This is a genomic window from Bacteroidota bacterium, from assembly GCA_030706565.1.
In the GTDB taxonomy this organism is placed as follows: Bacteria; Bacteroidota; Bacteroidia; order Bacteroidales; family JAUZOH01; genus JAUZOH01.
Genome location: JAUZOH010000005.1, coordinates 1 through 20,151, shown reverse-complemented (window position 1 = coordinate 20,151; position 20,151 = coordinate 1). Strand labels below are relative to the sequence as shown.

35 protein-coding genes are annotated in these 20,151 nt (G+C 38.2%); 33 read left to right on the top strand and 2 right to left on the bottom strand.

Annotated features, from left to right (window positions below; translation table 11 throughout):
- Nucleotides 1–8 precede the first annotated feature (8 nt).
- The 32 genes from rpsJ (at nucleotide 9) to Q8907_00790 (ending at nucleotide 17,692) form a co-directional block, all read left to right on the top strand.
- Nucleotides 9–314 carry a 30S ribosomal protein S10 gene (rpsJ, locus tag Q8907_00945; GenBank protein ID MDP4272824.1) on the top strand — a complete coding sequence of 102 codons (306 nt, stop codon included), beginning with the start codon at nucleotides 9–11 and terminating at the stop codon, nucleotides 312–314.
- A 23-nt stretch (nucleotides 315–337) separates the two neighbouring features.
- Nucleotides 338–955, top strand: a complete 618-nt coding sequence (gene rplC / locus Q8907_00940) for a 50S ribosomal protein L3 (protein ID MDP4272823.1) — start codon at nucleotides 338–340, stop codon at nucleotides 953–955.
- Nucleotides 955–1,578 (top strand): 50S ribosomal protein L4, encoded by a 624-nt coding sequence (gene rplD, locus Q8907_00935; GenBank protein ID MDP4272822.1) that lies wholly within the window; start codon nucleotides 955–957, stop codon nucleotides 1,576–1,578. The genes rplC and rplD overlap by 1 nt, the downstream gene beginning before the upstream one ends.
- Nucleotides 1,579–1,600: 22 nt before the next feature.
- Complete coding sequence (gene rplW / locus Q8907_00930; protein ID MDP4272821.1) at nucleotides 1,601–1,891, top strand: 50S ribosomal protein L23; 291 nt, start codon at nucleotides 1,601–1,603, stop codon at nucleotides 1,889–1,891.
- A 5-nt stretch (nucleotides 1,892–1,896) separates the two neighbouring features.
- Nucleotides 1,897–2,721, top strand: coding sequence for a 50S ribosomal protein L2 (gene rplB / locus Q8907_00925; GenBank protein MDP4272820.1), 825 nt, complete (start codon nucleotides 1,897–1,899; stop codon nucleotides 2,719–2,721).
- A gap of 20 nt (nucleotides 2,722–2,741) precedes the next feature.
- The gene (gene rpsS, locus Q8907_00920; protein MDP4272819.1) at nucleotides 2,742–3,011 is read left to right on the top strand and encodes a 30S ribosomal protein S19; all 270 of its coding nucleotides are present in this window, start codon (nucleotides 2,742–2,744) and stop codon (nucleotides 3,009–3,011) included.
- Nucleotides 3,012–3,052: 41 nt separating this feature from the next.
- Nucleotides 3,053–3,487: a 50S ribosomal protein L22 gene (rplV, locus tag Q8907_00915; protein ID MDP4272818.1), complete on the top strand. Its 435-nt coding sequence runs from the start codon at nucleotides 3,053–3,055 to the stop codon at nucleotides 3,485–3,487.
- Between the two features lie 6 nt (nucleotides 3,488–3,493).
- On the top strand, nucleotides 3,494–4,201 hold the full coding sequence (gene rpsC, locus Q8907_00910) for a 30S ribosomal protein S3 (protein MDP4272817.1): 708 nt from the start codon (nucleotides 3,494–3,496) through the stop codon (nucleotides 4,199–4,201).
- A 25-nt stretch (nucleotides 4,202–4,226) separates the two neighbouring features.
- Nucleotides 4,227–4,658, top strand: a complete 432-nt coding sequence (rplP, locus tag Q8907_00905) for a 50S ribosomal protein L16 (protein ID MDP4272816.1) — start codon at nucleotides 4,227–4,229, stop codon at nucleotides 4,656–4,658.
- Nucleotides 4,659–4,660: 2 nt separating this feature from the next.
- Nucleotides 4,661–4,864, top strand: a complete 204-nt coding sequence (gene rpmC / locus Q8907_00900; GenBank protein ID MDP4272815.1) for a 50S ribosomal protein L29 — start codon at nucleotides 4,661–4,663, stop codon at nucleotides 4,862–4,864.
- 12 nt (nucleotides 4,865–4,876) lie between these two features.
- A complete protein-coding gene (rpsQ, locus tag Q8907_00895; protein MDP4272814.1) occupies nucleotides 4,877–5,134 on the top strand; it encodes a 30S ribosomal protein S17 in 258 nt (85 codons plus the stop codon).
- Nucleotides 5,135–5,136: 2 nt separating this feature from the next.
- On the top strand, nucleotides 5,137–5,502 hold the full coding sequence (gene rplN / locus Q8907_00890; GenBank protein ID MDP4272813.1) for a 50S ribosomal protein L14: 366 nt from the start codon (nucleotides 5,137–5,139) through the stop codon (nucleotides 5,500–5,502).
- Between the two features lie 21 nt (nucleotides 5,503–5,523).
- Nucleotides 5,524–5,844: a 50S ribosomal protein L24 gene (gene rplX / locus Q8907_00885; GenBank protein ID MDP4272812.1), complete on the top strand. Its 321-nt coding sequence runs from the start codon at nucleotides 5,524–5,526 to the stop codon at nucleotides 5,842–5,844.
- Nucleotides 5,844–6,401, top strand: a complete 558-nt coding sequence (gene rplE / locus Q8907_00880) for a 50S ribosomal protein L5 (protein ID MDP4272811.1) — start codon at nucleotides 5,844–5,846, stop codon at nucleotides 6,399–6,401. Before rplX ends, rplE begins: the two co-directional genes overlap by 1 nt.
- 2 nt (nucleotides 6,402–6,403) lie before the next feature.
- On the top strand, nucleotides 6,404–6,673 hold the full coding sequence (gene rpsN, locus Q8907_00875; protein ID MDP4272810.1) for a 30S ribosomal protein S14: 270 nt from the start codon (nucleotides 6,404–6,406) through the stop codon (nucleotides 6,671–6,673).
- 33 nt (nucleotides 6,674–6,706) lie between these two features.
- The gene (gene rpsH / locus Q8907_00870; protein MDP4272809.1) at nucleotides 6,707–7,102 is read left to right on the top strand and encodes a 30S ribosomal protein S8; all 396 of its coding nucleotides are present in this window, start codon (nucleotides 6,707–6,709) and stop codon (nucleotides 7,100–7,102) included.
- Nucleotides 7,103–7,116: 14 nt separating this feature from the next.
- On the top strand, nucleotides 7,117–7,671 hold the full coding sequence (rplF, locus tag Q8907_00865; GenBank protein MDP4272808.1) for a 50S ribosomal protein L6: 555 nt from the start codon (nucleotides 7,117–7,119) through the stop codon (nucleotides 7,669–7,671).
- A 20-nt stretch (nucleotides 7,672–7,691) separates the two neighbouring features.
- The gene (rplR, locus tag Q8907_00860) at nucleotides 7,692–8,051 is read left to right on the top strand and encodes a 50S ribosomal protein L18 (protein MDP4272807.1); all 360 of its coding nucleotides are present in this window, start codon (nucleotides 7,692–7,694) and stop codon (nucleotides 8,049–8,051) included.
- A 9-nt stretch (nucleotides 8,052–8,060) separates the two neighbouring features.
- Nucleotides 8,061–8,576 carry a 30S ribosomal protein S5 gene (rpsE, locus tag Q8907_00855; protein ID MDP4272806.1) on the top strand — a complete coding sequence of 172 codons (516 nt, stop codon included), beginning with the start codon at nucleotides 8,061–8,063 and terminating at the stop codon, nucleotides 8,574–8,576.
- 20 nt (nucleotides 8,577–8,596) lie between these two features.
- The gene (gene rpmD, locus Q8907_00850; protein ID MDP4272805.1) at nucleotides 8,597–8,770 is read left to right on the top strand and encodes a 50S ribosomal protein L30; all 174 of its coding nucleotides are present in this window, start codon (nucleotides 8,597–8,599) and stop codon (nucleotides 8,768–8,770) included.
- A gap of 21 nt (nucleotides 8,771–8,791) precedes the next feature.
- Nucleotides 8,792–9,244 (top strand): 50S ribosomal protein L15, encoded by a 453-nt coding sequence (gene rplO / locus Q8907_00845; GenBank protein ID MDP4272804.1) that lies wholly within the window; start codon nucleotides 8,792–8,794, stop codon nucleotides 9,242–9,244.
- Between the two features lie 9 nt (nucleotides 9,245–9,253).
- The gene (gene secY, locus Q8907_00840; protein MDP4272803.1) at nucleotides 9,254–10,588 is read left to right on the top strand and encodes a preprotein translocase subunit SecY; all 1,335 of its coding nucleotides are present in this window, start codon (nucleotides 9,254–9,256) and stop codon (nucleotides 10,586–10,588) included.
- A gap of 33 nt (nucleotides 10,589–10,621) precedes the next feature.
- Complete coding sequence (gene map, locus Q8907_00835; GenBank protein ID MDP4272802.1) at nucleotides 10,622–11,401, top strand: type I methionyl aminopeptidase; 780 nt, start codon at nucleotides 10,622–10,624, stop codon at nucleotides 11,399–11,401.
- Between the two features lie 7 nt (nucleotides 11,402–11,408).
- A complete protein-coding gene (gene infA / locus Q8907_00830; protein ID MDP4272801.1) occupies nucleotides 11,409–11,627 on the top strand; it encodes a translation initiation factor IF-1 in 219 nt (72 codons plus the stop codon).
- A gap of 12 nt (nucleotides 11,628–11,639) precedes the next feature.
- Nucleotides 11,640–11,756: a 50S ribosomal protein L36 gene (gene rpmJ, locus Q8907_00825; protein MDP4272800.1), complete on the top strand. Its 117-nt coding sequence runs from the start codon at nucleotides 11,640–11,642 to the stop codon at nucleotides 11,754–11,756.
- Between the two features lie 33 nt (nucleotides 11,757–11,789).
- Complete coding sequence (gene rpsM, locus Q8907_00820) at nucleotides 11,790–12,167, top strand: 30S ribosomal protein S13 (protein ID MDP4272799.1); 378 nt, start codon at nucleotides 11,790–11,792, stop codon at nucleotides 12,165–12,167.
- Nucleotides 12,168–12,184: 17 nt separating this feature from the next.
- Nucleotides 12,185–12,574, top strand: coding sequence for a 30S ribosomal protein S11 (gene rpsK / locus Q8907_00815; GenBank protein ID MDP4272798.1), 390 nt, complete (start codon nucleotides 12,185–12,187; stop codon nucleotides 12,572–12,574).
- A gap of 32 nt (nucleotides 12,575–12,606) precedes the next feature.
- Nucleotides 12,607–13,212, top strand: a complete 606-nt coding sequence (gene rpsD, locus Q8907_00810) for a 30S ribosomal protein S4 (GenBank protein MDP4272797.1) — start codon at nucleotides 12,607–12,609, stop codon at nucleotides 13,210–13,212.
- 19 nt (nucleotides 13,213–13,231) lie between these two features.
- Nucleotides 13,232–14,224 (top strand): DNA-directed RNA polymerase subunit alpha, encoded by a 993-nt coding sequence (locus Q8907_00805; protein MDP4272796.1) that lies wholly within the window; start codon nucleotides 13,232–13,234, stop codon nucleotides 14,222–14,224.
- 5 nt (nucleotides 14,225–14,229) lie between these two features.
- The gene (gene rplQ, locus Q8907_00800; GenBank protein MDP4272795.1) at nucleotides 14,230–14,775 is read left to right on the top strand and encodes a 50S ribosomal protein L17; all 546 of its coding nucleotides are present in this window, start codon (nucleotides 14,230–14,232) and stop codon (nucleotides 14,773–14,775) included.
- Between the two features lie 102 nt (nucleotides 14,776–14,877).
- Entirely contained in the window at nucleotides 14,878–16,167 is a 1,290-nt protein-coding gene (gene eno / locus Q8907_00795; GenBank protein MDP4272794.1) for a phosphopyruvate hydratase, read from the top strand.
- Nucleotides 16,168–16,357: 190 nt separating this feature from the next.
- Nucleotides 16,358–17,692 (top strand): citrate (Si)-synthase, encoded by a 1,335-nt coding sequence (locus tag Q8907_00790; protein MDP4272793.1) that lies wholly within the window; start codon nucleotides 16,358–16,360, stop codon nucleotides 17,690–17,692.
- Between the two features lie 73 nt (nucleotides 17,693–17,765).
- Here the strand turns inward: Q8907_00790 and Q8907_00785 are convergent, their stop codons facing one another.
- Both Q8907_00785 and Q8907_00780 read right to left on the bottom strand, forming a co-directional pair.
- Nucleotides 17,766–18,146 carry a diacylglycerol kinase family protein gene (locus tag Q8907_00785; protein ID MDP4272792.1) on the bottom strand — a complete coding sequence of 127 codons (381 nt, stop codon included), beginning with the start codon at nucleotides 18,144–18,146 and terminating at the stop codon, nucleotides 17,766–17,768.
- Nucleotides 18,130–18,744 carry a phosphatase PAP2 family protein gene (locus tag Q8907_00780; protein ID MDP4272791.1) on the bottom strand — a complete coding sequence of 205 codons (615 nt, stop codon included), beginning with the start codon at nucleotides 18,742–18,744 and terminating at the stop codon, nucleotides 18,130–18,132. The genes Q8907_00785 and Q8907_00780 overlap by 17 nt, the downstream gene beginning before the upstream one ends.
- Before the next feature lie 293 nt (nucleotides 18,745–19,037).
- Here Q8907_00780 and dprA point away from each other — a divergent pair.
- Nucleotides 19,038–20,151, top strand: a 1,114-nt coding sequence (gene dprA / locus Q8907_00775) for a DNA-processing protein DprA (protein MDP4272790.1), incomplete at its 3' end; no start/stop codon positions are given.

Genomic DNA, 20,151 nt, shown 5'->3' with positions numbered 1-20,151 from the left:
AATGTAACATGAGCCAGAAAATTAGAATAAAGCTTAAATCCTACGATCATAATTTGGTGGATAAGTCGGCTGAAAAAATTGTTAAGACAGTAAAATCGACTGGTGCTGTTGTAAGTGGTCCAATTCCACTGCCAACCCACAAGAAAATTTTTACTGTTTTGCGCTCGCCTTTCGTAAATAAAAAATCGAGAGAGCAATTTCAGCTCAGTTCCTACAAAAGATTGTTGGATATTTATAGTTCCACTCCTAAAACCATCGATGCTCTGATGAAACTGGAATTACCCAGTGGTGTGGAAGTAGAAATTAAAGTGTGATTTTAAATTATTTATAGACAAAGATGCCAGGTATTATTGGAAAAAAAGTTGGAATGACTTCCATCTTTAGTGCTGATGGGGCAAATGTTCCATGCACAGTTATAGAAGCAGGTCCTTGTGTGGTTACTCAGATCAAAACAGTTGAAAAGGATGGCTATCAGGCCGTTCAGTTAGCTTTCGACGAGAAAAAAGAGAAACACACCACTAAGGCCATGATTGGTCACTTTAAAAAAGCAAATACTACCCCAAAAAGCAAGGTGGTAGAATTTCCCGGTTCTGATGAAGGTTTAAAACTGGGTGATAGCGTTACAGTTGATATTTTTAAAGATGATGTTTTCGTTGATGTTGTTGGGATAAGTAAAGGTAAAGGTTATCAGGGTGTTGTCAAACGTTATCATTTTTCTGGCGTAGGTGATAATACCCATGGTCAGCATAACCGTTTAAGAGCTCCAGGTGCTTTGGGCGCTTCTTCATGGCCTTCAAGGGTTTTCAAAGGTATGAGAATGGCAGGACATGCTGGTTCTGATACGGTAAAGGTTTTAAACCTGAAGGTAGTTAAAATTATTCCCGAAAACAATCTTATTCTTGTTAAAGGAAGTGTTCCCGGTGCAAGAGGTTCATATTTAATAATTGAAAAGTGATGGAATTATCTGTTTTTAATATAGGTGGCCAAGAAACCGGAAAAAAGGTTCAGTTGCGCGATGAGATTTTCGCTATAGAACCCAACGATCATTCAATTTATCTTGATGTAAAACAATATTTAGCTAATAAACGTCAGGGTACTCATAAGGCCAAACAGAAAAATGATGTTTCCGGTAGTACTAAGAAATTGAAGAAACAAAAAGGTACTGGTGGCGCCCGTTCGGGTAGCATCAAATCACCTTTGATGATCGGCGGTGCCAGGGCTTTTGGCCCTCAACCCAGGGATTATTCTTTTAAGTTAAACAAGAAAGTTAAACAGTTAGCACGCCGTTCTGCACTTAGTTATAAAGCCAAAGAAAGCAATATCATTGTACTTGAGGATTTTTCTTTTGATGAACCTAAGACTAAAAAGTTTATTGAACTGAAAGCAAATTTAAAAATTGGCGATAAAAAGTCTCTTTTAGTTTTATCTGAACAAAATAAAAACATATATTTGTCCTCTCGTAATTTAGAAGATTCTAAAGTGTTAGTTCTTTCAGAATTAACGACCTACGATATAATGAATTCTTCAACAGTTTTATTTGTTGAAAGTTCCCTGAGCGGTTTACAAAACATTTTATAGTAATATTTGAAAATAATTTGAAATGGAAATTCTATTTAAACCTATAGTGACGGAAAAGTTGACTCTCCAGGGCGAAAAATTAAACCGTTATGGTTTTATGGTCGACGGAAGGGCTAATAAAATTCAAATTAAAGGTGCAATTGAACAGATGTATGGTATTACTGTAAAGGATGTAAACACAATGTGTTACAAAGGGAAGGTAAAGACCAGATACACCAAAAAAGGTTTCGTGGAAGGTAAACGAAATTCTTTCAAGAAGGCAATTGTTACTTTGAAAGAAGGAGAAAAGATCGATTTTTATAGCAATATCTAATTAATATGGCAGTAAAAAAATTAAATCCTGTTACACCAGGACAAAGACATAGAATCATTAGTTCATTTGATGAGATTACAGCTACCACGCCTGAGAAGTCGTTGATAGTTCCTTTTAAAAGTACTGGTGGTCGTAACAATACAGGAAAGATGACTATCCGTTATATTGGCGGTGGTCACAAGAAAAGATATAGATTGATTGACTTTTTGCGTGATAAGGAAGGGATGAAGGCAGTAGTGAAAACTATTGAATATGATCCTAACCGTACTGCACGCATTGCTTTGGTTGTATATGCCGATGGCGAAAAAAGATATATCATTGCTCCAAATGGTTTGAAAGTTGGGACAACTATTCAATCGGGTAAGGGTGCAGCTCCTGAAATCGGGAATGCCCTTTTCTTATCGGATATACCTCTTGGAACAATTATCAGTAATATTGAATTACGCCCTGGCCAGGGTGCTGTTTTGGCAAGAAGTGCAGGATGCTATGCACAATTGACCTCACGCGATGGCAAATATGCTATTTTAAGAATGCCTTCAGGCGAAACCCGGATGGTTTTGGTTACCTGCAAAGCTGTAATTGGAAGTGTTTCTAATTCTGATCACGGTCTGGAAAAGAGAGGTAAAGCCGGTAAGAGCCGTTGGTTAGGCCGCAGGCCTCGTAACCGTGGCGTTGCAATGAACCCTGTTGACCATCCAATGGGTGGTGGTGAAGGTAAAGCTTCAGGTGGTTTACCACGTTCAAGGAAGGGTATTCCTGCTAGAGGGTTCAAAACAAGAACTCCTAAGAAAGATAGCAATAAATATATTATTGAAAGAAGGAAAAAATAATTGAATAATAAAGTAACGTTATGAGCCGATCATTAAAAAAAGGTCCTTTTATTGAATATAAATTGGAAAAAAGAGTTCTTGAAATGAACAAATCAGGAAAGAAATCGGTGTTGAAAACATGGTCACGCCGTTCCATGATTTCTCCTGATTTTGTAGGGCATACAGTTGCTGTTCATAATGGAACAAAATTTATTCCGGTTTATGTTACTGAAAACATGGTAGGTCATAAATTTGGAGAATTTTCTCCAACCCGTACCTTTAGAGGACATAGCGGTAATAAGAAAGAATAGTTAAAGAATATATTCTTACAACTTGATAATTTTTCACTACAATGGGTGCAAGAAAAAGAAATAGCGCTGAACGGAGAAAAGCTGAAAATAAAGAAAAGGCAATGGCAGTTCTGAGAAATTGCCCTTCTTCTCCCCGTAAAATGCGTTTGATTACTGATTTAATCAGAGGAAAAGAAGTCAATAAAGCCTTAGATATCCTGAAGTTTAGCACTAAGGAAGCTTCTACTAAAGTTGAGAAACTTTTGTTATCGGCAATTTCCAATTGGCAGTTAAAGAACGAAGGCGTCAGACTTGAAGACAGCAATTTGTTCGTTAAAGAAGTCTTTGTTGACCAGGGAAGAACCTTGAAAAGATTGCGTACTGCTCCTCAGGGAAGAGGTCACCGCATCAGAAAACGCTCAAACCATGTTACTCTTATTTTAGATAGAGTAAGTGATGCAAAGAAAGAAGATAGTTCAGAAAGTAAAACAAAATAACCATAAATGGGACAAAAAGTTAATCCAATTAGCAACCGTTTAGGCTTAATTAAAGGATGGGATTCCAACTGGTATGGAGGTAGAGATTATTCTTCCAAATTGGTTGAAGATGCTAAAATAAGAGAATATCTTAATGCTCGTTTGGCAAAGGCCAGCATTTCCAAGATTATTATTGAGCGTACCCTGAAATTGATTACGGTTACCGTTAATACTGCCCGTCCGGGTATTATTATAGGGAAAGGTGGCCAGGAAGTCGATAAACTCAAAGAAGAGCTGAAAAAGATCACCAAAAAGGAAGTTCAAATCAATATTTTTGAAGTTAAACGTCCTGAATTAGACGCTACCATTGTGGCTAACAATATTGCCCGTCAGGTTGAAGGGAAAATATCTTACCGCAGGGCCATTAAGATGGCTGTGGCATCAACCATGAGAATGGGCGCTGAAGGTATTAAAATACATGTTGCCGGTAGATTAGGCGGCGCCGAAATGGCCCGTTCCGAAATGTATAAAGAAGGTCGTACTCCTTTGCATACATTAAGAGCTGATATTGATTACGCTGTTGTTCCTGCACTTACAAAGGTCGGACTTATAGGAATAAAAGTCTGGATTTGCCTGGGTGAAGTGTATGGGAAGAGAGATTTATCTCCCAATGTGGGGATATCTAATGTAAATGTCAACAGTGGCAGTGGTTATCAGAAAAGAAGAAAAAAGTAGATTTTAACGAAAAGAAAATACTGCAATGTTACAGCCTAAGAAACAGAAATATAGAAAGATGCAGAAAGGGAGAATGAAGGGAAATGCCCAAAGAGGTACTACTCTTGCTTTCGGCTCTTTCGGAATTAAAGCATTGGAAGAAGCTTGGCTTACAGGTCGTCAGATTGAAGCAGCCCGTCAGGCTGTCACCCGTTATATGAAAAGGGAAGGACAGATCTGGATCAGAATCTTCCCGGATAAGCCTATCACTAAAAAACCTGCTGAAGTTCGTATGGGTAAAGGAAAAGGTGCACCAGAAGGATTTGTTGCTCCTGTTACTCCAGGTAGGATTATCATTGAAACAGAAGGAGTACCTTACGAAATAGCCAAAGAAGCTTTAAGATTGGCCGCCCAGAAATTACCAATTGATGTTAAATTCATCGTTCGGCCTGATTATGTTGAAACTTCAACCTTATAGAGATGAAAACAGAAGAAATCAAAGAAATAAAAGATATTCCAACAAAAGAGCTTGGTGAACGTTTGGATGCTGAAAAAAACACATTGATTCGTCTTAAATTAAGTCATGCTATTTCTCCCTTGGACAATCCCAATAAGATTAAAATTACCAGGAGAAATGTAGCCAGAATGATGACCGAGCTACGTCGCAGAACTTTAAATAAATAATAATTACCCGAGATGGAACAAAGAAATTTGAGGAAAGAGAAAATAGGCGTTGTGGTCAGCAATAAAATGAATAAAACGGTTCTGATTGCTGTTAAACGTAAAGTTAAGCATCCTATTTATGGTAAGTTTTTGAATAAAACTACCAAGTTTTTTGCCCATGATGAGGAAAATACCTGCAAGATTGGGGATACCATTAGGATAATGGAGACTAGGCCTCTGAGTAAAAACAAGAGGTGGAGATTAGTAGAAATTATAGAAAGAGCTAAATAATCATGATACAACAAGAATCAAGATTGTCTGTTGCTGACAATAGCGGTGCTAAAGAAGTACTCTGTGTCAGAGTACTGGGAGGTACCGGTAAAAGATACGCCTCCATTGGTGATAAAATTGTAGTTGCCGTGAAAAGTGCTTTGCCTTCTGGTGATGTAAAGAAAGGTACAGTTTCTAAAGCGGTGGTTGTGCGTACCAATAAGGAAATCCGTAGAAAGGATGGTTCTTATATACGTTTTGATGATAATGCAGTGGTACTTTTAAATGCTGCTGATGAAATCAGAGGAACCCGTATTTTTGGTCCTGTAGCTAGAGAACTACGTGATAAATATATGAAGATCATCTCTCTCGCTCCTGAAGTTTTGTAATTTATAAATCGTACTTGAATGCTGAGGAAATTACATATTAAAAAAGGTGACACCGTTATAGTTAATTCCGGTGAAGCCAAAGGGAAACAAGGTAAGGTATTGGATGTAAATATCAAAAAGCTTACAGCTATTGTTGAAGGCGTTAATTTGGTATCTAAAAGTACAAAGCCCAATGCCCAAAATCCACAAGGAGGTATAATTAAAAAAGAAGCTCCTATTCATATTTCTAATCTTAATCCGATTGACCCTGCTTCTGGTAAGGGTACCAGAATCGGTAGACGTTTAGACGAAAATAATAAGAAGGTTCGCTTTGCTAAAAAATCAGGGGAGGAAATTAAGTAATGGACTATACACCTACTTTAGAGAAAAAGTATAAAGAAGAGATTGTTCCTAAGCTGAAAAAGGAGTTTAATTATTCTTCAGTTATGCAGGTTCCTGTATTAGAGAAAATTGTTATTAATCAGGGAGTTGGTGATGCTGTGGGCGATAAGAAATTAATTGATCTGGCCGTTGAAGAACTTTCAAACATAACCGGACAAAAGGCGGTTTCCACTGTATCTAAAAAAGATATTTCTAACTTTAAGCTGAGGGCTAATGTGCCCATTGGGGTTAAAGTTACTTTAAGAAGAGATAGAATGTACGAATTTTTGGAAAGGTTGATATGTTTTGCCTTGCCCAGAATTCGTGATTTCAATGGTATTAGCACCAAACTTGACGGAAGAGGTAATTATACCCTGGGTTTGGCTGAACAGATTATTTTCCCGGAAATTGATATTGATAAGGTGACCAAATTAATGGGTATGGAAGTGACTTTTGTTACTTCAGCCAATACTGATGAAGAAGCTTTCTCATTATTAAAAGAATTCGGTATTCCATTTAAAAATTTAAAAAAGAAGTAAGAATGGCTAAGGAGTCTATGAAAGCTCGCGAAGTAAAGCGCAGTAAAATGGTTGAACAATATGCCGCTAAGAGAGCTAAATTAAAAGCCGAAGGGGATTATGTCGCCTTGAGTAGGTTGCCTAAAAATTCCTCTAAAGTACGGTTACACAACCGTTGCAAAATAACGGGACGTCCTAAAGGATATATGCGCCAGTTCGGCATAAGCAGAATTATATTCAGAGAAATGGCTTCTTGTGGATTGATTCCAGGAGTTAAAAAAGCCAGTTGGTAAAAATTATTTAAGTATATTATAAAAAAAAATAACATGACAGATCCTATCGCAGATTATCTTACGCGCATTAGAAATGGAGTTTTAGCTCGTCATAAGATTGTCGATATACCTGCTTCTAATATAAAAAAGGATATGACCAAGATATTATACGAAAAGGGTTATATTCTTAATTATAAATTTGAAGATGATGGTCAACAGGGTAATATTAAGATCGCTTTGAAATATAATCCTGAGAACAGGCAACCTGCAATTCAAGCCTTACGAAGAGTAAGCAGACCGGGTTTAAGAAAATATGTGAATAAAGAAAAACTCCCAAGAGTTTTGAATGGTTTGGGAATTGCTATATTATCTACCTCTATCGGTGTGATTACCGATAAAGAAGCCCGTGAAAAAAGTGTAGGTGGTGAAGTTTTGTGCTATGTTTATTAATAGGAGGGAAAGCGATGTCTAGAATAGGAAAATTACCCATTGATTTACCTGCCGATGTTAAAGTCACCATCGACAAAGATAATCAGGTTACAGTTAAAGGCCCGCTGGGTGAAATGAAACAGGCTGTAGACCATGACATAACAGTGTCTGTGGAAGAAAATCAGATCACTTTAAGTCGCCCCAGCGATCAAAAAAGGCATAAATCATTACATGGCTTGTACAGAGCTCTTATCCACAACATGGTCGTTGGTGTATCCAAAGGTTATACTGTTGAACAGGAGTTGGTTGGCGTTGGTTTTCGTGCTGATGCAAAAGGACAGGTACTGGAATTGAATTTAGGCTATTCTCATGATATATATTTTGTTTTACCCGCCGAAATTTCTGTAGCTACAAAAACAGAAAAAGGTAAAAACCCGGTTATTACTTTGAAAAGCTACGACAAACAATTGATTGGTCATGTAGCTGCAAAAATCAGGTCTTTACGTAAACCTGAACCTTATAAAGGAAAAGGTATTAAGTTTGTTGGTGAACAAATACGGAGAAAAGCAGGAAAAGCTGCTAGCGTTTAATCTGTTTAATTTATTCAATTATGGCTTTATCTAAGCAAAAAAGAAGATTTAGAATCAGAAAAAGAATACGGAAGGTTATTAGTGGCACAAGCCAGAAACCCCGTATGTCTGTTTTTAGAAGTAATAAACATATTTATGTCCAACTGATTGATGACGTTGATAGTAAAACTTTGGCTGCTGCCTCATCAAAAGTTAAGGAAATCTCAGAGAAAAAAGATATTAGCAAAATTGAACAGGCTCAGTTAGTTGGGAAACTAATTGCAGAACGTTCAATTCAAGCAGGTTTTTCTACAGTTGCCTTCGATAGAGGTGGCTATTTGTATCATGGAAGAGTGAAAGCTTTAGCTGACGCTGCCAGAGAAGGTGGTTTAAAATTTTAAAAAATAGTTATGTCAACAATTATAAGAAAAGTAAAAACCAGTGATCTGGATTTAAAAGACAGACTGGTTAGTATCCAAAGGGTCACAAAAGTAACCAAAGGTGGACGTACTTTTAGTTTTTCTGCAATTGTAGTTGTAGGGAATGAAGCTGGTATAGTTGGCTATGGTTTAGGTAAAGCGAGTGAAGTAACCACTGCAATTGCCAAAGGAATTGAGGATGCAAAGAAAAGCCTGATTAAGGTTCCTATTATAAAAAATACCATTCCTCATGAACAGGAAGCTAAATTTGGCGGTGCTAAAGTATTGTTAAGACCTGCTTCTCACGGTACCGGCGTTAAGGCCGGTGGTGCTATGCGTGCTGTTCTCGAAAGTGTGGGCGTAAAGGATGTGTTGGCTAAATCTAAGGGTTCTTCAAATCCTCATAACTTGGTTAAAGCTACTTTTGAAGCTTTGATGCTTATGCGCGATGCAAACACTGTTGCTCAACACAGAGGGGTTAGTCTTGCTAAAGTTTTTAAAGGATAAAAATTTTTAAAATATAAGAGATGGCTACTATTCGCATTGTACAGAAAATAAGTATTTGCCATGCCACAAAGCGGCAAAAGAATACCATTCAGGCACTGGGTTTGGGAAAAGTAAACAGCAGTGTTGAAACTGAGGGAACTCCTCAGATCCTGGGAATGGTCAATAAAGTAAAACATTTAGTTTGTATCGAATAATTATAAACAACCTACAACATTATGGATTTAAGTAATTTGAAACCTGCTGCCGGTTCTACGCACAAAGATAAAAGGATTGGAAGAGGTGCTGGATCTGGTAAGGGTGGAACATCAACGAAAGGTAATAAAGGACATCAGGCTCGTTCCGGCTATGCCAAGAAAGTTGGGTTTGAAGGTGGACAGATGCCTATTCAACGTCGTTTGCCTAAATTTGGCTTTACTAATTTTAACCGCGTCGAATATAAAGGTATTAATTTGAGTGCTATTCAGGCTTTGGCTGAAAAGAAAAATATTACTAGCATTGATATGGATACCTTGGTTGATGCAGGTTTTGCCTCCAGAAAAGATTTAGTTAAGATATTGGGCGGTGGAAAACTTACCTTAAAGCTTGAAGTTAAAGCTCATGCTTTTTCAAAATCCGCTGCTAAAGCTATTGAAGATAATCAAGGAACTGTCGTAAAAATAACGAAATAATACTTTGGAATGAAAACCCTGATCAATACTTTAAAAAACATCTACAAAATTGAAGATCTCCGCAAGAGAATAATTTATACTTTAGGTTTGCTCCTGATTTATAGATTAGGCTCTTTTATACCTTTACCTGGTATTGATCCTACACAACTGGCTGCATTGAAACATCAGACTGCTGGTGGTGTTATGGGTCTGTTAGATATGTTTTCAGGGGGTGCATTTTCTAATGCGTCTGTTTTCGCTCTGGGTATTATGCCTTATATCTCTGCTTCCATTGTTATTCAGTTACTGGGTATTGCCGTTCCTTATTTCCAAAGACTTCAAAGAGAAGGTGAAAGCGGTAGAAGAAAAATCAATCAGATTACCCGGTATCTGACTGTTGGCATTTTGTTGCTCCAGGCTCCTGGGTATTTGGTTAATCTGCACGCACAGATACCAGCTGAAGCATTTTTGATGAGTGGATCTTTCTTTACCTTTTCTTCTGTTTTGATTTTAACAACCGGCACAATGTTTGTCATGTGGTTGGGCGAAAGAATTACGGATAAAGGGGTAGGAAACGGTATCTCATTAATCATTATGATTGGTATTATTGCCCGTTTACCTTTTGCTCTTTCTGCTGAATTTGCTTCCAGACTTGAACAATCCGGTGGCGGACTGGTCGCATTCCTGATGGAATTGTTGACTCTCTTTCTCGTTTTTGTGGTTACCATTTTATTGGTCCAGGGAACAAGAAAGATACCTGTTCAGTATGCTAAAAGGATAGTAGGGAATAAACAATATGGGGGTGTAAGGCAGTATATACCTTTAAAGGTAAACGCTGCAGGTGTTATGCCTATCATCTTTGCACAGGCATTGATGTTCATTCCTATTACACTTTCCGGATTTGCAAGCGCCGACAAGATGTCTGGATTTATGGCTGCTTTTTCAAATTATACAGGATTTTGGTATAATTTTGTTTTCGCTTTGTTGATTATTGTTTTTACATATTTTTATACTGCTATTACAATCAATCCTACTCAAATGGCCGAAGATATGAAGAAAAACGGAGGTTTTATCCCTGGTGTTAAACCGGGAAGAAAAACAGTCGAATTCCTTGATACGGTCATGTCCAGAATTACTTTGCCCGGATCCATTTTCCTGGCTGTTATTGCTATATTGCCTGCTTTTGCAATGATTGTTGGTGTAAATAACCAGTTTGCCCACTTCTATGGAGGTACTTCATTGCTTATCCTTGTAGGTGTTGTTCTGGATACCTTACAACAGATTGAAAGTCATTTGCTGATGCGTCATTATGATGGATTGATGAAATCTGGCAGAATTAAAGGCAGAACAGGTTCTGCTGCTTAATGTTTTTAGCCTGTAGAAAGGATTAGTTCTTTGATGCTTATTTTAAAAAATGAAGAGGAAATAGAGCTCCTTAGAGAAAATAATTTACTTGTCTCTAAGACCTTAGGTGAATTAGCTAAGCATATTCAACCGGGTATTACTACCCTTGAGCTGGATAAAATTGCTGAAGAATTTATAAGGGACCATGGGGCTGTGCCCGGATTTCTTGGTTATGATGGCTTCCCTAATTCTATATGTGCTTCAGTCAATAGTGAAGTGGTTCACGGATTTCCTTCCTCCTATGTATTGAAAGATGGAGATATTATTTCAATAGATTGTGGGACTTTATATAAAGGGTTTTATGGGGATAGCGCTTATACCTTCCCTGTAGGCAACGTAAAACAAGACGTTCTGGATCTTCTTCAACATACCAAAGAAGCCCTTGAATTGGGAGTAAAGAATGCAATTGACGGGAAGAGGATTGGCGATATAGGATATGCTATCCAAAGTTATGTGGAGAATTTCGGATATTCAGTAGTTAGGGAGATGGTTGGACATGGACTTGGACGTGATATGCATGAGGAACCTGAAGTTCCCAATTATGGCCGCCGTGGTTCGGGTATTAAACTTAGGGAAAATATGGTGATTTGTATTGAACCTATGATAAATCTGGGTACGAAATATATTGAACAAGACAGTAACGGTTGGACAATTAAAACAAGAGATAACAAACCCTCAGCACATTTTGAATATGCCGTTGCGGTGAAGAAAAATGAACCCGATGTTTTAACAACTTTCAAATATATTGACGAAGTTTTAAGTAAAAATAATTAATTAATATATGGCCAAACAAGCTTCGATTAACCAAGATGGTACAATTATAGAAGCATTGTCGAATGCAATGTTTAGAGTAGAGTTGGAGAATGGGTTGATTATAACTGCACATATTTCGGGGAAAATGAGGATGCATTACATAAAGATTTTACCGGGCGATAAGGTAAAAGTGGAAATGTCTCCTTATGATTTAACTAAAGGAAGAATAAGTTTCAGGTATAAATAAAAGAGATAAAAAATGAAAGTAAAAGTTTCTATAAAAAAGCGCAGTGCAGACTGTAAAATAGTCAGACGTAAGGGTCGCTTATACGTGATCAACAAAAAAAATCCTAAGTATAAGATGCGTCAAGGATAATTTATGTAACTTTGCAAAAAATTAAAAAATAATATGGCACGAATAGTAGGTGTAGATTTACCTAAAAATAAAAGGGGAGAAGTTGGTTTGACCTATATTTACGGAGTTGGACGTAGTTCTGCTCGAAAGATATTGGATAAAGCTGAAATAGATTACGATCTTAAAGTAAAAGATTGGACTGATGATCAGATTTACAAAATACGTACTATCCTGAACGAAGAATTTAAAGTGGAAGGTGAATTACGTTCTTCAGTACAACTTAACGTAAAACGTTTAATGGATATTGGTTGTTACCGCGGTATCCGTCATCGTCTGGGTTTGCCTGTGAGAGGTCAACGGACCAAAAATAATGCCCGTACCAGAAAAGGGAAAAAGAAAACTATTGCAAATAAAAAGAAAGCAACTAAATAATATATAAGTAATTTATTATGGCAAAAAAGACCGGAACTTCGAAGAAAAGGGTTGTAAAAGTCGAAGCAGTAGGACAAGCACATATTCATGCTTCTTTCAACAATATTATTATTTCATTGACCAATAACAGTGGTCAGGTTATTTCTTGGGCTTCTGCCGGTAAAATGGGTTTCAGAGGTTCAAAGAAAAATACTCCTTATGCTGCTCAACAGGCTGCAAACTATTGCTCAAAAATTGCCTATGATTTGGGTTTACGTAAGGTTAAAGCTTTCGTAAAAGGACCTGGATCAGGCCGCGAATCTGCTATTCGAACCATTCATACTGCAGGAATTGAAGTAAGCGAAATTGTTGATGTTACTCCATTGCCGCATAACGGTTGCAGACCTGCTAACAAAAGAAGAGTTTAATTTATTAATTTTATTTGTAATTAGTTTATAAGATGGCTAGATATATAGGACCTACAACAAGAATAGCCCGCAAGTTCGGTGAACCCATTTATGGGCCTGACAAAGCTTATGAGAAAAAAAGTTTTCCTCCCGGACAACATGGTGAAAATGCAAAGAGAAAAAAGTTATCCGAATATGGAACTCAGCTCAAAGAAAAACAAAAGGTAAAATATACTTATGGCCTTTTGGAAAGACAATTCTCCAATCTCTTTAAGAAAGCTAACCGTGCCAAAGGTATTACCGGTGAAATTTTGATTCAGCTTCTTGAATCCCGTTTGGATAATGTCGTTTTCAGATTGGGTATTGCTCCCTCCCGTAATGCTGCCAGACAATTGATTTCCCATAAACATATTACCGTTAATGGTGATATTGTAAATATCCCTTCATACAGTCTTAAAGCTGGTGAAATTATTGGTATCAGGGAAAGAAGTAAGTCTCTTGAAGTAATTACCAATTCATTGGCAACTAAAGCTCCCAATTGTTCATGGTTGGAATGGGATAAAAATACCATGTCTGGTAAATTCTTGAACATTCCTCCTAGAGAAGAAGTTCCTGAGAATATCCACGAGCAGTTAATAGTTGAATTGTATTCTAAATAACAATTTTTAATCATCATATATGGCAATATTAGCGTTTCAAAAACCCGAAAAGGTTTTAATGCTCGAATCAAATGACACCTTCGGTAAATTTGAATTCAGGCCATTAGAACAAGGTTATGGAATAACAGTGGGCAACGCACTTAGGAGAATACTGTTATCCTCTTTAGAGGGCTATGCAATTACCACCATAAAGATTGAAGGTGTTGATCACGAGTTTTCCACAATTCATGGCGTTATTGAAGACGTTACTGAAATTATTCTTAATTTAAAACAAATTCGTTTTAAGAAACAGGTTGATGACATCAACGAAGAAAAAGTAGTTGCAAACATCACTGGTCAAGATGAATTTAAAGCTGGAGATCTGAATAAATTTCTTAACGGTTTTAAAGTGTTGAATCCTGATTTGGTTATTTGTCACATGGAACCAGATGTGAAATTAAATGCAGAATTCACCATTAACAAAGGAAGAGGTTATGTTCCTGCCGATGAAAACAGACCGGAGAATTTAGAAGTTAATGTTATTCCCATAGATTCGATTTTTACTCCTATTAAAAATGTAAAATATTCAATTGAAAATTATCGTGTCGAACAAAAGACCGATTATGAAAAATTGATTATGGAAGTAACTACTGACGGATCTATTCATCCTAAAGATGCATTGAAAGAAGCTGCGAAAATTCTGATTTATCATTTCATGCTTTTCTCGGATGAAAAAATAACTCTCGATTCAGGTGAAAAATTTGCAAATGAAGAGTTCGACGAAGAAGTCTTGCACATGAGGCAATTGCTCAAGACCAAATTGGTTGATCTGGATCTTTCTGTCAGAGCCCTGAATTGCTTAAAAGCTGCCGAAGTTGAAACCTTAGGCGATTTGGTCAAGTTTAATAAAAATGATTTGTTGAAATTCAGAAACTTTGGGAAAAAGTCTCTTACTGAACTCGACCAGTTACTCGATACCATGAATCTCAACTTTGGAATGGATATTAGTAAGTATAAATTAGACAAGGATTAATTAAGATGAGACATAATAAAAGTTTTAATCATTTAAGCAGGACTAGTTCTCACCGTAGAGCAATGCTTTCCAATATGGCTACTTCCTTAATTTTGCATAAACGTATTACTACAACAACTGCAAAAGCTAAGGCTTTAAGAATGTATGTAGAACCCATCATGACCCGCTCAAAGGAAGATTCTACTCATTCCAGAAGAATGGTTTTCAACCAGCTAAGGAGCAAGGAAGCTGTTTCTGAACTTTTCAGAAATGTGGCTGGTAAAATTGCCAACAGGCCCGGTGGTTATACCCGTATTTTGAAATTAGGTACCCGTCCTGGTGATGCTGCCGATGTATGCATGATTGAATTGGTGGATTACAACGAAAACATGTTGGCTTCCAAACCTGCTGCAGCTGCTGAAAAAGCACCTAGAACCCGTCGTAGTTCTAAGAAAAAGACTGATGAAGCTAAAGCTGCTGATGTAGTTGAAGATGCTACCATAGTTGAAAGTGAAGAAACTCAAGTTCCTCCTACTGATCAGGCTACTGATTCTACTGAAGAGAAAAAATAGAAATATTCTAAACATATTTCTTTATTCATAAAGCAAGGGGTAATGTAGGTTATCCCTTTTTTTACGTTTTTTAAAAGTTTAAATTCTAAATTAAAAAAAATTATGGGACAGATTGCTAAAGTTCAAGCCAGACAACTGCTCGATTCTAGAGGGAATCCTACTGTTGAAGTGGATGTTTTAACCGAAAGTGGCATTCTTGGTAGGGCTATTGTACCGTCAGGTGCTTCGACCGGTGTACATGAGGCCGTTGAATTGAGGGATGGAGATAAAAGCCGTTTCCTTGGAAAAGGTGTTCTTAAGGCTGTTGAAAATGTCAACAAAGTTTTAAACGACGAGTTGACCGGTATGTACGTTACTGATCAGGTTGAGATCGATAAGAAAATGATCGAAATTGATGGTTCAGAAAATAAAGGCAATTTAGGTGCTAATGCTATTTTGGGCGTTTCTTTGGCTTGCGCTAAAGCCGGTGCTCAACTTACGGGTCAGGAACTGTTCCGCTATATCGGCGGTGTAAACGCTAATGTTCTTCCCGTTCCTATGATGAACATTTTGAATGGTGGCAAACATGCAGATAATAAAATCGACGTGCAGGAATTCATGATCATGCCTGTTGGCGCTGATTCTTTCAGCGAAGCTCTCCGCATGGGTGTTGAAACTTTCCATAGCCTGAAATCTGTTTTGAAAGCTAAAGGTCAAAGCACCAACGTTGGTGACGAAGGTGGTTTCGCTCCTAACTTCCAGTCAAATGAAGAAGGTATCGAAGCTGTTATCGAAGCTATTTCTAAGGCAGGATTTAAACCTGGTAAAGATATTTTCATCGGTTTGGATGCTGCTTCTTCAGAATTCTATAACGCTGAAAAAGGTATTTATCAGTTTGAATCCACCGGTAAGACCTATACTTCAGCTCAAATGGTTGATTTCTGGAAAGAATGGACCAGCAAATATCCTCTGATTTCTATTGAAGATGGTTTATCAGAAGATGACTGGGACGGCTGGAAAGAACTTACAAAAACTATTGGTGACAAAGTTCAGCTTGTGGGTGATGACTTATTCGTAACCAATGTAAAACGTCTTGAAGAAGGTATTGCCAAGAAATGCGGTAATTCTATCCTGATTAAGGTTAATCAGATTGGTACCCTCACCGAAACCATCAATGCTGTTCAGATGGCTATGAATAATGGCATGACAGCTATTATTTCCCATCGTTCCGGTGAAACTGAAGATACTACCATCGCTGATTTGGCTGTTGCTTTAAATACAGGCCTGATCAAAACTGGTTCTGCTTCACGTTCCGATCGTATGGCTAAATACAACCAACTTCTCCGTATTGAAGAATCATTGGGCAGCACTGCCCGTTTTGAAGGTAAAAATTATAAATACGCTAAGAGATAATTCTCTTTTTCAACAAATTAAAAGGGTAGGGAAATTTTTTCACTACCCTTTTTTTTGCCCATTTGCTTATAAATCGTAAGTAAAATTCAATTTATACTTAATTGTTTTGCATTTTTATTCAGTTTACCTGCAAAAAAATAAAATTTTTACTAATTTTAGCGCCTGGTTTTACTCTTAATAAATATAAATAATGTCGAGCTTAAAAGATAAACTGGCGCAGAAAATTGATGAATGGAGGCCGCGTACTGCAAGACTTTTGAAGGATTATTCAGATGTTGTTGTTGATAATGTTACGATTGGACAGATATTAGGGGGAATGAGGGGACTCAAATGTCTGGTTACCGATATTTCCTATCTTGACCCTATGGAAGGTATCCGTTACCGGGGATATACACTCCCCGAAGTCCTTGCAAAACTCCCCAAACCTAAAGGGGCTGAAATGCCTTATGTGGAGGGCCTTTTTTATCTCTTGCTTACCGGTGAGATTCCTACCCAGGATGAAGTTCAGGATGTGGTGGATGATTTTTGCAAACGCAGAATTTTACCCCGTTATATTTATGAGGTGATTGATGCTTTCCCGCCCATGAGCCATCCTATGGCAATTTTCTCTACAGCTATTCTGGCAATGCACCGCGAGTCTTTCTTTCAAAAAAAATATCAGGCCGGCATTAATAAGGCAAATTACTGGGATTCCACTTACGAGGATGCCCTGAATCTTTTGGCTAAACTGCCTGAAATAGGAACTTATATTTACAGCAAACTTTATCGTGACGGCAAACGCATCATGTCGGATCCAAATCTCGACATGGGTGGAAATTTTGCCCACATGATGGGAATCCCCAAACCTTACGATGATGTTTCCCGTTTGCATTTCATCCTTCACAGTGACCACGAAAGCGGAAATGTGAGTGCGCATACAGGGCATCTGGTTGCAAGCTCGCTTTCTGACATTTATCTTGGCGTTTCGGCAATGATTAATGGATTAGCCGGGCCTTTGCACGGACTGGCCAATCAGGAAGTACTTCGCTGGATTCAGGATCTGATGGACAAGATGGGCGGAAGTTCTCCTACTGAAGATGAAGTTAAACAATATGTCTGGGATACCCTGAATTCGGGCCAGATTATTCCGGGATTCGGCCATGCCGTACTTCGTATTACCGATCCCCGTTATATGATACAACGTGAATTTAGTTTGAAGCATTTCCCAAATGATCCGATGTTCCAGTATGTGAATATGCTTTATAAAGTAGTTCCTCCGGTTTTAATGCAGCAGGGGAAGGCTAAGAATCCATGGCCCAATGTTGATGCCCAATCCGGGGTGATTCAGTGGCATTATGGCGTGACCGAATATGATTTTTATACCGTTTTATTTGGTATTGGCCGGGCCATTGGTATCTGTGCCAATATTATCTGGGACAGGGCCCTGATGTATCCGCTCGAACGTCCCAAATCGCTTACCACAGAGATGCTCGAAAAAATTGCTTTCGAGAAAAAAGGCAAACCTGAAGAATTGAAAAATAAGTAGAAAAGAAATTTAATCATTCCACGAAAGTTGGTTTAGTGGCGAAAATGTGATTGTCTCGCACAAGTGGCAATGGTTACAGCAGGTTTATGATTTTGGGCAAAAAGATGATCAGGCCAATGATCAATGCTCCAATTGCGCTGATTAATACTGCACCTGCTGCTACATCCTTGATGAATTTTGCCTGTTCAGAATATTCAGGATAAATTTTATCGGTTATTTTTTCTATGACGGTATTGACCCCTTCGCAGGACATGACCAGAGCTATTGCAAGAAATACCATACACCATTCGGTGCATGAAATGTGCAGTAGCAAGCTTAATAATATGGCCGTTATTGCCGCAACTACATGAATCTGCATATTATGCTCTGTCTTGATCAGCAGTTTAATGCCGTTGAAGGCGTATTTAAAGCTCCGCAGCTGTTTCCTGACTGAAAATTTATTTGTGTTGTTCATAAGCCGAAGGCCAATATTTTTTGGTAAACCATTTATTTATTTTCCATGATAGGTAGGCTGAACCCATACCTGTAATTATTCCGCCCAATACATCGCTGGGATAATGCACCCCCATATCCATCCGGGAATAACCTACCAGCCCTGCCCAACTATAGGCAGGAACAATGACATACCATTTTGGATAGGCCAAACTAAGCGCTGTGGCTGTGGCAAAAGCAGCACTGGTATGTCCCGAAGGAAAAGACGGATCGCTTGGCGCTGTTAAATTTTCCAGGTCCGGATATTTCACAAAGGGACGGGTACGGTTAATCCCATATTTCATGATAATACTTATTGTTCCGGATATGGCCAGGGCTGCACCTGTTACCAGTCCTTTGTCCAGGGTTATGTCGTTCCTGGTCAGAAGTCCGATTCCAGTAATGATCACCGGTGTTGAAAAACAGACATATTTCATGCTGTTACTTGTCGCCTTGAAAAAATTGTCTGCCTGTTTATCCCTCTTTAGATTGATATCCCTTAAAAGATTGATGTCCCAGTTTTGAGCGGAGAGTAAGGTCGAAAGGCTTAAGAAAAAAGTTATAAGCAGGTATCTTTTCATTTTCAAGGGTAGATAGTTTTATGGCCGGACAAACAAAAAAATTATTTTATTAAATTTAACCTAAAAGATATTTCTGAAGTGACGGCTTGGATGATTTTTGTTCCTGACAAATTTAAAGTAAAAATGATAATTTGCTTTATCCTGTCGGGAATATTTGTGGGCATACTGGATGTGGCTGTTCTGAAAATCCGGTCAACTGTTGATTTATTTATGAAGTTGAAATAGAACTCTTCCTTTTTTGTATATTTATACTTGTGTTTAACAAAAAACAAGATTAAACCCTATATGCAATCATGACGGATTCCGACATGAAATATAAAATTGGTATTAGTCTTATCCCCGGAATAGGAAGTATTCTGGCCAAGAAACTGATTGCTTATACCGGCAGTGTGGAGGGCGTTTTCAAGGAAAAAAAACAAAACCTGTTGAAAATACCCGGTATTGGTGAAGTCCTGGCCAATGAAATTGTACATCAGGACATTTTAGAACGTGCTGAACATGAACTGGCCTTCATTGAAAAATATCATATAACAACCTTGTTCTACCTGGATAAAAAATATCCCGAACGCCTGAAATGTTGTGAGGATGCTCCGGTTATCCTGTTTATGAAAGGGGATATTGACCTGAACCATCCGAAAATATTGAGTATCGTAGGTACCCGCAATGCTACCCAAAATGGGAAAGAATATTGTGAAAAACTTGTTGCCGATTTGGCTAAACATGACCAACAGGTAATTGTCATCAGCGGACTGGCTTATGGAATTGATATTTGTGCCCATAAGGCAGCCTTGTCTTCCGGCCTTCCTACTGTTGCGGTACTGGGGCACGGATTGAAAACCATTTACCCGGCGGTGCATAAATCTGTTGCCCAGGAAATCTGCAAAACAGGTGCTTTGGTAACCGATTTCTTCAGTGATGAGCCGATCAACAGGAACAATTTTATTTCCCGCAACCGTATCATTGCCGGATTGGCCGATGCTACCATTGTTGTTGAATCGGGCGAGAAGGGCGGGGCGCTCATCACTGCCGATATTGCCAATTCCTACAACCGGGATGTCTTTGCTTTTCCCGGCAGGGTAAACGATAAATATTCGGCCGGCTGTAACCAGCTGATCAAGAACAATAAGGCTATTTTGATTGAAGGTGCTCAGGATCTTGAATATGTCCTGGGATGGGCTGTGGCCGATTCGAAGAAGGTCATTCAGAAGGAACTTTTTGTGAGCCTTTCGGACAGCGAGCGGCATATCCTGGATCTGTTAAACAGTAATGGCGAACTCACCGGCGATGCGATTGCCTTGCTCGCAAATATGCCGGTAAGCAAAATTTCTCCTTTATTGCTGAATCTTGAATTCTCCGGCATTATCAAAAATTTGCCGGGAAACATTTATAAACTTTCAATTAATGTAT